Genomic DNA, 12,914 nt, shown 5'->3' on the forward strand with positions numbered 1-12,914 from the left:
AGTCAATGCATTCCTTCTTCAGGAGGGCCAACAGCGTATCGCGAGTGCCGGCGGGTCCGCCGTCGACCAGTACATGGCGGGGCCGTTCCGGGTCCCCATAACTGACGAGCAACGCATCACCGTGCTCAGCTTGGATAGCTTTGATTCGAAACATGTAGGTCTCCGTTTCGCTCAATTACTCGCAGCCGAGCTGCATGTCTGCATCGCCGAATGCCACCAAGGCCAGTCCAAGCGCGATCTCGTCCGTCAGGAAAGCGCACCGCAGGGTGCGCATAATCTCCCCGACTAGGACTGGCGCCTTCGAATTGGCCGCCTCGCGAAATCTGACTGCAAGATCACGCGCCGCACGATTAGCATGGCGACCGAGCACCTCTGTCATCGCCGCTACGACCATTCGCGCGCCATGCCTCAACAACACCGCCGGCAACGTGCCACCGGGCAAGTCTCCGTGACCAGTACCACATCCAATCGCGATCGCCACTGGTGCGCCGTTCCCGACATGCTGCGGTTTTATACCGGCTAGGTTGAGGCCAGCCCGGTCCTCCAGAAAGAGTTGTGATTTGTCCATGTGGACCACGAGCAGCAGCAGCGATGGGGAATGCACGGCGACGTGTTTTTTCCAGTCGTCCCACGTGGGAATCCTTTCCACACCCAATGATGCCGCGATGTGATGGAGTCGCACCACCTCATGCGGAGCAACCTCCTCATCTTCGAATTCGTCAGCGCGGTCGTCGGCTGCGAAGGCGATTTTGGACAGGTCATTGATCTCCATGCGTGCCTGTGCTCGCGATGCGCCCGGCCTCCAAAGGGGCGTGCGTTGCTGAGGGTTCCATGTGTGTCGCTCGACAATCGCGGACACGCCGACAAAGCCCATAGGACACAACTGCACAGCGGCCTCGCGAATGGCACATCCAGGAATGGCACAACCATTCTCCAAGCACTGAGTCCGTTCTGAACACAGTTCCGCGTCGCTCGACTCCGGCACAGTGCCCTCGTAGAGATACTCAATCGGGAAAAAAGCATTGCTCTGCGTTACCAGCTGGACGCGTGTAAGTTTCTTCGGCCAAGTGGGCACGTGCTCGCGGAGGTGAGTCAACAGCAGAGAACCTTGATTCGCCAGATCAAGGAGCAACGGTGCTAGCGGCGCCTCGGGGTCGACAACAGCCTGTTGAAGGATAGTCAACAGCTTATGGCGGGCTTTCTCGGTGTCGGTGTCTGTTAGCGGGGAGAAAATCGGATCGCCTTCAGCGGGAATCAACGTAACGCTCGGCTGGTTCCCCAAGCTGTCGTTGACGAGCAAGGCCAAGTCGAAGGGCGCCTTCTCGCGATGAACTGGTGTCACCACATTCTCGACGAAGAAGTGGATCGCCCTTCCGGGCGCTGATTGAAGGCGAGCGGTTTGGAGAATTCGAGCGCCGTCGCTCACCAGTAGGCGGAGATCGACGGGACCGTTTCCGGCGGCGCGAGGAAACGCAACAGCCTCAGAGTCCCCTGTCCTTTTAATGGACATCGACCGGGTGACAGGAGCACTTCCGACCTCAAGCAGGTGGACCTTCAAATCCTTGCGGTCGCCATCCCATTCAACCTGCTGATCTGGAAAGTCCGGGCGAAGCCTATGTAGCGGCGTACGGCGGCGGATATCAACGACGATGTCCACCATGCCTTGACGAGGCCAAGTCGCGACCCGCTGATCCCCCTGCTGGACTCGGGCATCCAGTACCCTCTCCATTGGTGGGCCGGGGCGCTCGACATCGGACTCAAAAGGTTCGTCATCGGGGACTTCCAGTTCCCACAGCGGCAGTGCGGCGCGTTGCGCATCATATGGTCCAAGATCGTTACGGCGCGGAGCTTTATCCTTAGTTCGACTCTGACCCAAGAATCGGGCACTAGTCACGAAGAACGTTTGCGTTGATACCAAAATTCGGGCGCTGGAATTCGTTTGCGTATTCGCTTCAGAAATGGCGTCTGCGAGCGGCATTTCATGCTCCCCCCACGACGTCAGATGAAGTTGGAGCCAATTGGCAAACTGTTGGTCATTGGCGTCGACATGAATCACACACTGCGCGCGCAGCCGCTCTCGGAGACTTTCGACTTGGGCCAGCAGGTTCCCCTGGCTGCCATGGAGGATCACGACTCGCGCCGCGACCATGCTACCCAGCTCTGCCAATGATTTAGCAACGACGATGTCGGCAATCTTTGCATCAGGATGCAAGTCGACGTGGCGAGACAGCGCATCATCGCCGCGAAGGCGATCGAGTGCGAACGGGGTGCCGGCGATGACGCGCCGCGGCGCGTGATTCGCTGCCGCAGTCATTGGGAAACGCGGTCGAGAGTTCCGCGGCCAGTCCACGAAGACTCGATCGCTCACAACAGTCGAGAGTTCAAGGGCCACCGAATTGACGGTTTCGGCGTCTCCCGGCCAGCTCCATACCGACCTCACCACCTTTATGCTCAGTCTGAGGCGAGACAGATACAAACTCTCAAATGCTCGCGCAATCGAGACGGCGACCCACGGGTCAACCCACTGGTCGGCCTCCATCACGCTCGCGTCGCCCCCCCACTTAGCGACACCATTCGTCGGTACTACGCGGTTGAGCGCGTCAAATGCCGCGCTAGGGTCATCCCACCAAGTCCAATCGTTGCTCTCAAGCAGAATGCCGAGCCCTGCCAGCGCGGCGGGGCCAAGTTCGGCGTCCTCTTCGCCCAGCCATTGTATGTACTTGTCTTTGTTGTCCATTCTGAAGTACTAGAGATACGTCCGCCGAAATCCTGCGGGGAAAGTGGAGGCCAACTGGTCCCGGAAGTAGCGACTGGAACGCGTCGAACTCGCATGCTGTATTGCCACGAACAAATGGGCGGAACGGCGTTGCGCTACGAATCACTGCGCCGCGCAATCCGCCGCGGAGACGTGGCCAATGCGGCCGCAGCGTCGACTGCTGCAACAAACTGCTCCACACCTTATTCGATAACGGTTTCGTTCGCGCAAAATTTAGCCGCCTGAATATTTATCGTGTCCGGAGTCATGCGGATGGATCGGTCTCCGACTACAAGGTCCATCAGGTGCGGATGATAGGTTCTTACTGGCTGCGACTCCGCAGAATCTGAGGCGAACGGTGAAGTGATTGATGCCCAAGCAGGAGGAATTGGTGGCTGCGGCTGCTTGATATGCATTGCGGAGCGAACCCCAGAAAAACGGCACGATTGGAAGAAGCACTGAGCGCGTCGATTGGTTGTCATTCAAAGCCCTGCTTACGCCAGCGCTCAAAATGGCTGTCTGGGTATTGCAGGTAGGATGGGTTCAACTCGACGCCCAACTAAGGCCAACGTCAACGCCCAATCGTCAAGTGTCGCTTGTCACTTGACGAACAGGGAGCTCCCCGTTATTGTGTTCAGATGGTTGATTCCGATTTTCCTCATCCGGGCGAGCTGGTTCGTCAGCAGTGTTTGGTGCGCTTCGAATTGAGTGTCACGGATGGCGCACGCGTGCTGGGTGTCAGCCGTCAGGCATTAACGAACCTGATTACCGGCAAGGCTGGCATTTCCCCTGAAATGGCCCTGCGGCTGGATCTGGCTTTCGGTGGAGGGGCAGAAATCTGGCTACAGCGACAGCTGCTGCATGATCTTGCCTCGGCGCGCAAGCGGCTCGCCGAACTGAAAGTCATGTCGGTTGCCTTGGAGCGACAACACGCGCTCTTCTAGTTCTCGATGGTCGAGAGGTGAGGAGGCCGGTCTATGTGACTATTAAATTTAGGACTACGATATGCAATCGCCACCGAGATTGACCGATGACCATGTGGACGGACTATTCGATGCGAGTCATAGACCTGAAGACGTCGTGATGCCATGCGAGCGATGCGGAGCAATGCCAGCCGTCAAGGTGAATCTGACTGGCGAGGTCAAACGGCTGTGCGTGGCATGCAACCGGCGCTACTACGACAGCAACTGGGAGATTTGGGACAGCTAAGCCACACGAGGTGGACTTTCGACCGATCTAAGACGATCAGGGCAAGCCGATTCTGTGGTGTGCGGACGCCCAGCTGCCGACATTGCCTGACAGTGGCGGCCTGAGCTCAGGGTGTATGGTGTACAGAATCCCGGTTCCGCTTACCCAACAGGGATCGCTAGGCAGAGGTACGAGCGGGAATATGCATTCGCAGTCAAGCAACTACGGGAACGGGAGGGCCGCATTATGGATGAACTATGGCCCTATCTCGCTAAGATCGAGGCGCTAGAGAAAGAGGTGAGGAAGTTGGACCGCAAGATACGGAAAGCGCAGTCCGGTTCGAAGAAACATCCGATCGGACGACAGCCGATAGCATAATGTGGGCTCCACTCTCTTGTCACGTCTCCGCGGCGAGCGGCCGGCAGGTACGCACCGGGCTGTCCATATTTTCACTAGTGAAAATGGTGGAGAGGCGTCATAGCGCGTTTTTGTCGGATGCCACAGAACGTGAAGACATCCCGATTACACGTGCAAAACAAACGCCTGGCATGATCGGGCGTCACCTTTGATGGGCTGGCCGACAGCGTTGGAGTATGGCGTGGCCTGCAACGCCAGCAGTTCCGTCGTCGATTGATCGGCGGCGATCGACCTATTTCGTTGAAGGATCGCGGCTTCGCGCACGGGCGCGGTCATGTTTGGTAGTACGGCTTCTGCACATTGCGGCGGGCGCTGTCCACTGGATTTTGTCCCGCTGCTATTTTCACTGGTGAAAATGGTGGGCATCTTCACTACCACCCGGGAGCGTTGGGCATGCCCCCGGAGAAACCGCGGCGAGATCTGACAAAGGTAAAAATGATGACAACAACGACACATGGCAGACCGGCCCCACGTAGCCCGTGGAAAACCCGCTACTTTCTAGACACAGAGTTCACAGACTTCGATACAAGCGAACTCATCAGCGTTGCAATAGTCGGAGAGGATGGCCGAGAGTTTTACGGTGAGCGCTCGGACTTTGAGCGGAAGCATTGCAGCGATTTCGTCTGCGAGGTCGTGTTGCCCCAGCTCGGCAGGTTTCCGGGCCGATCAATGCAGTTGACACAGCTTCGCAAAGAGTTGCTGGCGTGGCTGCTGCTTGTGCCGGAAAAGCCCGTACCCGTTTTGTGCTACGACTTTGCTGGCGACTTTGAACTTGTCATCGATTTGATGGGAGGAGCGTTGCCGCGCGGCTGGAAGCACGAAAATGTGGTGCAAAAGCTCGATGTGATGCGCCGCCTCGAGTACATTGCCGCTCACGGTGGACAACATCACGCGCTGCACGATGCCCGCGCAAATGCCTATGCCTTTCGCTAACGTGTCCGTTGACACCGAGCGTCTACCGTCTTATTAGCTCGCCCGGATCCGCCACTCGCTTGCGAAGTACACAGGCGCTAGGCTTATCCGATCGCATTCGCTTACTCACGCGGTACATCTGCTTCGCAATCGTCGTCACACCATCCGTTCGAGTACCTTGACGCACTCGGCGCCAATGAGTCGAAAGCTTTCGGCGTCAAATTCTGCCTCCCCGGCTGCAATTGTGCTCCGTAGATGTCCGACCGTTTCTGCCAGTCTTGTTATCGCGAGAATTGCGTCGGTGTCGTAGCGAACAGCGATGCGACGTCCTAGCGCGCAGCGTCCGTCGGACATACTCTGAGGTAGTGAGCCCGGACTTTTTCGCTCTATGTCCAATATCCACTAGCTCTTCCGGCATTAACCGGAGTTCCAACCGCGCCTTACGCGCGTTGTCTACTTTTCCGAATCCCATTTGCCTGTACCTACCTCTACCTTTGAGTTCCCAATTGTTTTCGGCGAAGCCGGGGTCTCGGGGCGAAGCCCTGAGTATCCCCAGAGGGTTGCGACGGGCGCGAAGCGACCTAGTAATCACCCGTGTGTATGGACAAACTTTTGTTTGTCCGTACACCTGGCATCCTGTCCCGCAGTTGTCTCCGAGAATTGACATGTGTCGAAGGCGATTTGAAGACGTCTTGCATATGAAACGACGGCGTAGTGTAGATTGCATTGCTAGAAGTAAAACTTCCGACGACAATGGCTACCGCACAGAAAAAGCTTACCGCCGCCCAGCGAATTTGCATCCTTCGAGAGTTCGAAACATTGGACCCTTTCTCAATTCCGCTGGATGACTCCGAGAAGGTCGCGCGAGAGAGAGCGCTGTTTTGGATGCTGATGCCGGAGGTCCACGCCATGCGAAAAAGCAACATGGCGTTTGTCAAGATTGCCGTAAGGTTACGACGGCTGGGACTGGATTTGCCCATCGCGACCTTGCGGGAGAATTACTACGAGATGCTTCCGTCCCTCGAGACCCACTTGGAAGACGACGGCAAAACACCGGGACGAAATATTCATCAGTGATGGCCCGAGGTCGCCGAATTGCAACCTAACCAACAGGGCAACCGGTCCGAGTCAGCCACCGCTTGAGCTGCCCACCGCGATGGGCGGGTATTAGCCCAACTGGCTCCATCAGCCGGCGATCACCCATCGCGGAGCATCACCGTCTCCGTCCTGAACTGGCTTGATTTTCACCAGTGAAAATCACGGCCACACGTGGTGAAAAAATCCGACTGCTACTAAAAAGCAAAAACACCCGTGAAACTCGGGATTTGCCACTATGTTTTGTGGAAAGCGTGCCAGCGGTAACGACAGTCGATTTGCGTTCGATTACAGCCTGGCGGCGGTCTACACCTTGGGATGAAACCGAGTCACGTACTTCGCCCAACGATCATGGTCCGTCTCAGCAAAGTCGAGCATCAACTGATAGGCTGGGTCCTCAGCTGGGGGCGGGAACAGGCTCTTAAAGGACACATCTAACTCATAGTTGGCCGGTTGTAGTCTGAACACACAGACGACCGTTTCTGCCAGTCTGTTTTGATGGTCGCTGTGGCCGCCGTGGAAAAAGCGAGCGCTTTGCGCCTGCGGCCGCTTCGCTGAGAATCCGAATTCGGCAAGTTCTTGGCACTCGATCAATGACGGTGCAACGGTGTTCGTCACAGCTTGGCACACCACGACTATCGGATAATCTTCCTGGTTTGACGGCCAATCCGCAGCCTGGAGCGGGTCGTAACGGAAATCGCCAGTCGTCTTGTTTCTGTCGAAGACGTTGGTTGCAAACCAGATTGCCACCTCAGGCCGAAGCGTGACATCCAGCCCGTGGGTCGGGATTCCGTAGTGTTGCGCGAGTGCCATCACCGCATAGTCAAGCTTGCACGACGGCGACGATGCCTCTGCGCGCCAGCGCTCTGTGCGCTCAGCAATGCTCGCGCGATCTCCGGCATAAATTCGCTGCTCGAGAAATCGCCTTAGCGCGAAGTGGGCCTCCTCATATACGTAGGCGCGTTCGCGGGCGGCAGTGGTGATGAGCGAAGGCTCCGCAGAGCACGAATTTGAGAACAAAAAGCGTTGCACTGCTGGATCCCGGCGGATGAGATGCAGCTTGCGTTGACCACGAAAAAAGATCCCGCCATCGCCGCGCTGGGGGATGTGACTCAAGATCTCGATCAGTTCCTGTGTACTCGATACGTTGATAACCGGCGCACAGTAATGTTTGCATCTCACTTGGTCGGCGGCATCCAGATTTCTGTAGAAATCCGCGTAGTGATCCCTCAGTACATTGGCGGCACCATAGACTCCGCGATTATCCAAGTTCTGTGCGCGAAATGACATCCGATAGTACTTGTCGACCAGTACACCAGAAAAATTATTTGGATTGCCAAACGAATCTTCAACTTCCAATCCCATCGTCGCGGGCGGGTTGGACGAATTATATTCATCCAAGGGCAGCGAGCCAAACACAGTTTGGTCGCCTTGAGCGTCAACAAGTGACCGATAGAGCCTTTCTGGAACACCAATCAGACCGCTGCTGTCAATTGCAGCGATATCGGCTTCCATGCCCATCTGTTTTAGTTGGTTGTCGTTGACACTAGCATCACGGATCTGCTTGATCGTAGCGTGATACAGGAAGTACTGGACATTCATCGCTCCGCCCAGCCAGGCGCCCAGCGCCGCCATTGCATAGTGCTGGCTCGTCGGGAGATTGCGGGGATACTCGGCAAAGATAGATAAATTCTCCCTGGCAAATCCCTTCCGCTCAAGGTTCTCGCCGGCGGTGCTCAACTGGTCCTCAAGGATCGCCTTGTACAAGTAGAGCGTGTTTGTCAATTGCCCGAACCACGTGGCATATGCCATTGGCCAGACGCTGTCTGATCGCCACATAAGGTGTTTATAGACGACCGTTAGGCCAGACCTCGCGACGTGTCCTATGGGCTGTCGCTTGAGCATCCACCCTCGACCGGACCGCTGAAGATGGCGCTCAGGCTCTAGCGCACGTACAAACTCCGGCGTGATGTTCAATCCGGAAAGGAGACCTCCAAAGCTTGCGATGAGTGCCGCCCTCTTATGCGGCACAGCCTCCAGCCGCAGTCCGATATGCGATCCGTCTCTCTGGACGGTCGGAGCTCCGAGCGCTTTGTTCAGATGCCCGACATCGATTGCGCCCAAGGGCGTTTGTAAATCTCCAAACACTTTGAAGAACGTCAATTCTTGCTCGGTCATGCTTCCCCCTATGTAGGTGCCCATTGTCGACGATTATGGAATTGAGATCGAGGCCGCCATTTTGATCTCGCATTGTAGTTTTCCATAGCTGGAAAAGCGGGCAAAGGCCCAGCGGGCTGGTGCGCGTAACGCGGCGGGGGGCAACCGCTTGTAGTTTGTCCACCGGCCGTCAGCGGTGCGCGAAGCGCATTCTCCACAAGTCCACGGGCACCAACTACCGGTAGAAGTTACAGGAACCTTTACAAGCAAACCTTACAGGTTTAGGGGGGGGCCGATTTAACGCTGCAGAAGGGTCCGATTTAACGTGGTTGAGCGTCACGCTTCACCGCGTCGGAATCGAAATGAAGTCGTTTTCCGCCAAGCTGGTCAAGCCTATGTCGAGGCAGCCTGGCATCGGGCGTATTCTTCTCGATGGAAAGCCCACTGCGACGCGAGCGGACGAAATGGGGCAGTGGCTAAAAGCGCAGCCATTTGCTGGCTTATCGAAGCCTCAGGACATCACTGGTTCAGATTGGGAAAGCAAGGTTAAAGGCCGAACCGGGATTATCCAGTTCTCTCGCTATTGGACTCGTGCGGGTGAAAGCGCAGCGAATGCGAGCGGAGGGCACATTGATTTGTGGAATGGGTCGCGCTTGACGATTAGTGGTGGGTTCGATGCACTAGCAACGATCGGTCGACGACTCGGTGTGAGTTCGTTTAGACAAGGTGCAACTGTTGTGTCAGATGCTAGTTGGTCGGATCTTGGTGGATCTAAGTCAATTCTCTTTTGGGAAATCAAGTGAGGCGATGCGTAGCTGGACTGGGCGGATTCATTTATGGCATTGGCCTAACATGGATTTGCGTAGTCGCGTTGAGTCACTTTGATTGGTTTCGCGATCCACAGAAGGTCGCTACGGGGTGCCATGAGTTAGGAAAATGCGCTACGCCGTGGTGGGACGCTTTGTTTCTGTGCGGATATTTGTTTGGGCCGGCTACTTTGTTTACGGTATTGAATATTCGTGCGTGGCGCAGATGGAGCCTGAATTGTTGGGCCTATTCAGCGGCCGCACTGACCCTGGCGGTGGTAGCTTTATACTTTTTGGATGTACTCGTTCAGCGCCTCTAGCACTATTGCCCCGTTCGATCTGCGCAACTCAGACAACAGACCCGAGTAAGCGATAAGCCGCGGAGAAACGAGAGCCTCGCTCGCTAACGTGAGGTTCTTTCATTTCAACGCGATTCGTGAGCGTTGCGCTTACCGTCAATCTGTCATGCGTCAAATTAACCTAAAAATAGAATCTGGATAAGAGCAATGCAACATTTTTCCACTCCAATTTTTAGTACAATGAATCAATAAATCGACCTTCAGTCCATTTGGTGTCGGTTCATATGCTCTCGCGCGAGGAGCGATGTGAAAGATGAACAGTTTCACCGCGAGTTCGGAGAGCGAGTCGCCAGCGCGCGCAGAGCACATGGCATGACCCAGCAGGAGTTGGCCGATGTACTCGGCGTTGCGCAGCAAACGCTGGCGCACTGCGAAGGCGCGCGCTCGCGTGTGCCGGCATCCATGTTGCCAACGTTAGCGGAACTGCTGACGTTTACCTTCGAGGAACTGCTGGACAGCCCGGCCGCTCTGCCGCGGACCAAGAACAGCTCGATGTCCCGCAGGTCGCCGCCATTGAACAACTACCCAAGACCAAGCAGCAGTTCGTCTCACAAATGTTGGACACCGTGCTTGCACAAGCGCGGAGGTAGAAGGAGTCTCAATGCAGTAAACGAAGCGCGGGCTGTGAGTGTTACCAGCACTCACAGCCCGCTGACCAAAACCAACTCACAGCAGGAGTTGATCATGGCTGACGCCAATCTTAATGCATCGCGCGCTCATCCCGAGCGCCGCGTAACCATCCAGCAGTCTTGGCGGTACCGCAGCCTGAGCTCGCGGACAAGAACTGACCCGCCGCTTTACCCATGGCTCAAGCTAGCGGGCCGCTGGCTCGAACTCGCAGGCTTTGAAGCAGGCCAGCGCGTCAGAGTCACGGTGGAGGACAAGCGGCTTGTGATCACACCAGATTGACCCGCACGTCGGGGCAAACCGCGTACCACTTGAAGAAGGCTACGAACCCGCAGGGTTCGTGGCCTTCACGCCTCCTACCGGGCGAGCCGTTTGAGGAACAGACGTCCCATACCTGGATAGTGTTCGAGATCCGGGATGACGGGATTCGTCAACTCGCCCAGCAGCGCATCGAATGCCTGAGGGGGCACGGCTTCCGACAGGAACACCTCGACTTCCTTCAGGTCGCGCTCGAAGTTGGCCGTGAGCTTGACGGAGTGGCGGGCTGTCACGGCAAGAGCGGGGCGGTCAACCCCTAGCCTTCGGCGTGCGGCGGCGTTTGATCGCAGCCAGAGTGTTGCGTGCGTCTTTCACCTTGCCGGTAGCGACGTCGGCCAAGCCCTTGCTTGCGTCGTCAATCAGCAATAAATGAATGTGCTCGCGCTCCAGTCGATGGTAATGATCGAGTCGCTGGACATCGATGATGGCAACGTAGCTTTTCGCCGTTTTTGGTGATGATTTTCTCGACGCCTGCCTTCGCCTGCGCGGCTAGCTGAGACAGGTTCGCCCTGGCTTGAGACATCGAAATCACGTCACACGAAGAGATTGCCATCGTTTCCTCCCTGAGCTGCACCGGAAGTACTAAATCTACGTACATCATAAAGCGCGCCGACGTGTACCAAAGCGAAGTGCCCGGCGGTACCGCAGCGCCAGCTTCTGGACAAGAACCGGCCCTCCGCTTTACCGCGGGCTCAGTTTTCCCCTCACTGCCTCACCTCCGCCTCCACCAGCTTCGCAAGCAACGCCAGCGACTCCTGCCACCCCAAATAACACGCCTCAACCGGAATGACCTCCGGTATCCCTTCCTGCACGACAGTCATTTCCGCGCCAAAAAACACGGCCCGCAGGTCCACAGTCGTCTGCATGGTCCCAGTCAGATGCTGATCCTCGAACACGCCGGTATAACGCAGCCGCTCGTTCGGCACGAGCTCGAGATATTCGCCGCCAAACGAATGACCGTGACCGGTCGTGAAATTCGTGAACGACATCCGGTAATGGCCGCCCACTTTCGCGTCGAGTTCATGAACCGTGCAGGTGAAGCCGTTGGGCGGCAGCCATTTCGCGACCGCGCTGGCGTCGAGAAAGGCGCGATAGATGCGCTCGGGCGGCGCGCGCAGCACGCGATGCAGGCGAACGGTGTTCGAAGTCATATCGAAGCTCCCAGAGACGTGGGTCGGGTTTGTGTCGCCATGCAATAGTAGGCCACCCGCTCAAACCGATCGCCTAAACTTCCCAATACCGAACGCCCGGCCGCTCATCCCCGGCCTGGCACAGCCCGCAGCCGCCTATCCGCGGCACCCGGAGGTCACCATGAGCGCTCAACCGCTTGCGATGCATCAGGTCGACTACGAAGGCTTCGAGATCCACGTCAGCGCGACGCCAACCGACGACGCAGCGAACCGCTACACCTACACCGCCTATGTCTGCCATCCCGGCGCGAATCCCGCGAAGCCGGGGCACACGGTCGCCTACCACGCAGACGGCGACGAGACATGGCGCAGCGAACAGGACGCCATCGACGAAGCGGTGCACGTGGGCCGCAGCATCATCGATGGCACGCACCCCGATCTTTCCGTGCTTTCACTCGTGACCCACGGGTTCTGAGCGCAGCGAGCGGGTAGCACGCGCTGAAAAAAGCGGGCCACACGCAACGCAAGGAGAAAGGGGAAAAAGGCCCGGACCGCAGTCCGGGCAAAGCCACCGGATTTCCGGTGGCGGAGGTGGCTTTTCGTGGGGTTGCCCACCTTTGCTGCGGTGCGCGTTGCACGCACGGCGCCAAAAAAACGGCGGGCCCGCTCTCTCTCAATGAGGAGAGCGGGCCCGCTGGGCGAAACGACGCAGTGCGTAGGCACTACGCGTGAGCCGCAATATTACTGGCCGAAGTAGGTCGGCTTGATGTTCGGTGCGCGGTCGCCGGCCTGCGTGCTGCCGTTCGTCGATGCGCCGTAGGCCGCGGCTTGAGCCGTGTCGTTCTGCTGGGCGACGCGTGCCTGGGCAGCTTGCAGGTCTTCGGGGTAGTACGGGCTCGAGAGGCTCGGACGGTAGCCCGCCTTCTCCAGCTGAACCAGCTCGGCACGCACTTGAGCGCGGGTCACGGGCGCCTGGCTCGCTTGCGCGAACGAAAGGGCCGGAGCGGCGAGGACAGTAGCGGCGAGCGCAGCAGCGATCAGATTCTTCATGGTAACAACCTCCAAAGATTATGTTGTCGGTCGGTAACAATCTCGTTGTCCGAACCGTTGATGAGACTTTATTGCACCGCGCCCCAAAGAAAAACACGGC

Annotated in this window: 12 protein-coding genes and 2 pseudogenes; 6 read left to right on the top strand and 8 right to left on the bottom strand. The window is 57.3% G+C overall.

Annotation, left to right across the window (positions count from 1 at the left end; all coding sequences use genetic code 11):
* Window positions 1-175 precede the first annotated feature (175 nt).
* Window positions 176-2,737, bottom strand: a complete 2,562-nt coding sequence (locus tag BMI01S_RS22620) for a hypothetical protein (RefSeq protein WP_028229952.1) — start codon at window positions 2,735-2,737, stop codon at window positions 176-178.
* Between the two features lie 656 nt (window positions 2,738-3,393).
* On the opposite strand from BMI01S_RS22620, the gene BMI01S_RS22625 reads away from it, so the two are divergent.
* The gene (locus BMI01S_RS22625) at window positions 3,394-3,699 is read left to right on the top strand and encodes a HigA family addiction module antitoxin (RefSeq protein WP_028229953.1); all 306 of its coding nucleotides are present in this window, start codon (window positions 3,394-3,396) and stop codon (window positions 3,697-3,699) included.
* A gap of 766 nt (window positions 3,700-4,465) precedes the next feature.
* Here BMI01S_RS22625 and BMI01S_RS40990 read toward each other — a convergent pair.
* Window positions 4,466-4,726 (bottom strand): hypothetical protein, encoded by a 261-nt coding sequence (locus tag BMI01S_RS40990; RefSeq protein WP_154671133.1) that lies wholly within the window; start codon window positions 4,724-4,726, stop codon window positions 4,466-4,468.
* Between the two features lie 27 nt (window positions 4,727-4,753).
* Between BMI01S_RS40990 and BMI01S_RS22630 the strand changes: the two genes are divergently transcribed.
* On the top strand, window positions 4,754-5,293 hold the full coding sequence (locus tag BMI01S_RS22630; RefSeq protein WP_154671134.1) for a 3'-5' exoribonuclease: 540 nt from the start codon (window positions 4,754-4,756) through the stop codon (window positions 5,291-5,293).
* A gap of 196 nt (window positions 5,294-5,489) precedes the next feature.
* Here BMI01S_RS22630 and BMI01S_RS44050 read toward each other — a convergent pair whose 3' ends face one another.
* Complete coding sequence (locus BMI01S_RS44050; RefSeq protein WP_407668922.1) at window positions 5,490-5,999, bottom strand: plasmid mobilization protein; 510 nt, start codon at window positions 5,997-5,999, stop codon at window positions 5,490-5,492.
* A 26-nt stretch (window positions 6,000-6,025) separates the two neighbouring features.
* Here BMI01S_RS44050 and BMI01S_RS22635 point away from each other — a divergent pair, with 26 nt between their 5' ends.
* Entirely contained in the window at window positions 6,026-6,349 is a 324-nt protein-coding gene (locus BMI01S_RS22635; RefSeq protein ID WP_028229955.1) for a hypothetical protein, read from the top strand.
* A gap of 324 nt (window positions 6,350-6,673) precedes the next feature.
* Here BMI01S_RS22635 and BMI01S_RS22640 read toward each other — a convergent pair whose 3' ends face one another.
* On the bottom strand, window positions 6,674-8,545 hold the full coding sequence (locus BMI01S_RS22640) for an FRG domain-containing protein (RefSeq protein WP_161635513.1): 1,872 nt from the start codon (window positions 8,543-8,545) through the stop codon (window positions 6,674-6,676).
* 308 nt (window positions 8,546-8,853) lie between these two features.
* Between BMI01S_RS22640 and BMI01S_RS39230 the strand changes: the two are divergent.
* A pseudogene (locus BMI01S_RS39230) lies at window positions 8,854-9,327 on the top strand (T6SS effector amidase Tae4 family protein); the annotation flags it as partial.
* Between the two features lie 608 nt (window positions 9,328-9,935).
* Window positions 9,936-10,598: a SymE family type I addiction module toxin gene (locus tag BMI01S_RS43860; RefSeq protein WP_306303732.1), complete on the top strand. Its 663-nt coding sequence runs from the start codon at window positions 9,936-9,938 to the stop codon at window positions 10,596-10,598.
* Between the two features lie 74 nt (window positions 10,599-10,672).
* Here the strand turns inward: BMI01S_RS43860 and BMI01S_RS22645 are convergent, their stop codons facing one another.
* The 3 genes and pseudogenes from BMI01S_RS22645 to BMI01S_RS22650 form a co-directional block, all read right to left on the bottom strand.
* The gene (locus tag BMI01S_RS22645) at window positions 10,673-10,867 is read right to left on the bottom strand and encodes a hypothetical protein (protein ID WP_174480127.1); all 195 of its coding nucleotides are present in this window, start codon (window positions 10,865-10,867) and stop codon (window positions 10,673-10,675) included.
* A 16-nt stretch (window positions 10,868-10,883) separates the two neighbouring features.
* A pseudogene (locus BMI01S_RS39245) lies at window positions 10,884-11,187 on the bottom strand (type II toxin-antitoxin system Phd/YefM family antitoxin).
* A 151-nt stretch (window positions 11,188-11,338) separates the two neighbouring features.
* Window positions 11,339-11,785, bottom strand: a complete 447-nt coding sequence (locus BMI01S_RS22650; protein ID WP_028214617.1) for an SRPBCC family protein — start codon at window positions 11,783-11,785, stop codon at window positions 11,339-11,341.
* A 160-nt stretch (window positions 11,786-11,945) separates the two neighbouring features.
* Between BMI01S_RS22650 and BMI01S_RS22655 the strand changes: the two genes are divergently transcribed.
* Window positions 11,946-12,239, top strand: a complete 294-nt coding sequence (locus BMI01S_RS22655) for a hypothetical protein (RefSeq protein ID WP_028214618.1) — start codon at window positions 11,946-11,948, stop codon at window positions 12,237-12,239.
* Between the two features lie 266 nt (window positions 12,240-12,505).
* Here the strand turns inward: BMI01S_RS22655 and BMI01S_RS22660 are convergent, their stop codons facing one another.
* A complete protein-coding gene (locus BMI01S_RS22660; protein WP_028229957.1) occupies window positions 12,506-12,814 on the bottom strand; it encodes a DUF4148 domain-containing protein in 309 nt (102 codons plus the stop codon).
* Window positions 12,815-12,914 lie beyond the last annotated feature (100 nt).

This window comes from Paraburkholderia mimosarum LMG 23256 = NBRC 106338 (assembly GCF_000739815.1).
GTDB classification, from domain to species: domain Bacteria; phylum Pseudomonadota; class Gammaproteobacteria; order Burkholderiales; family Burkholderiaceae; genus Paraburkholderia; species Paraburkholderia mimosarum.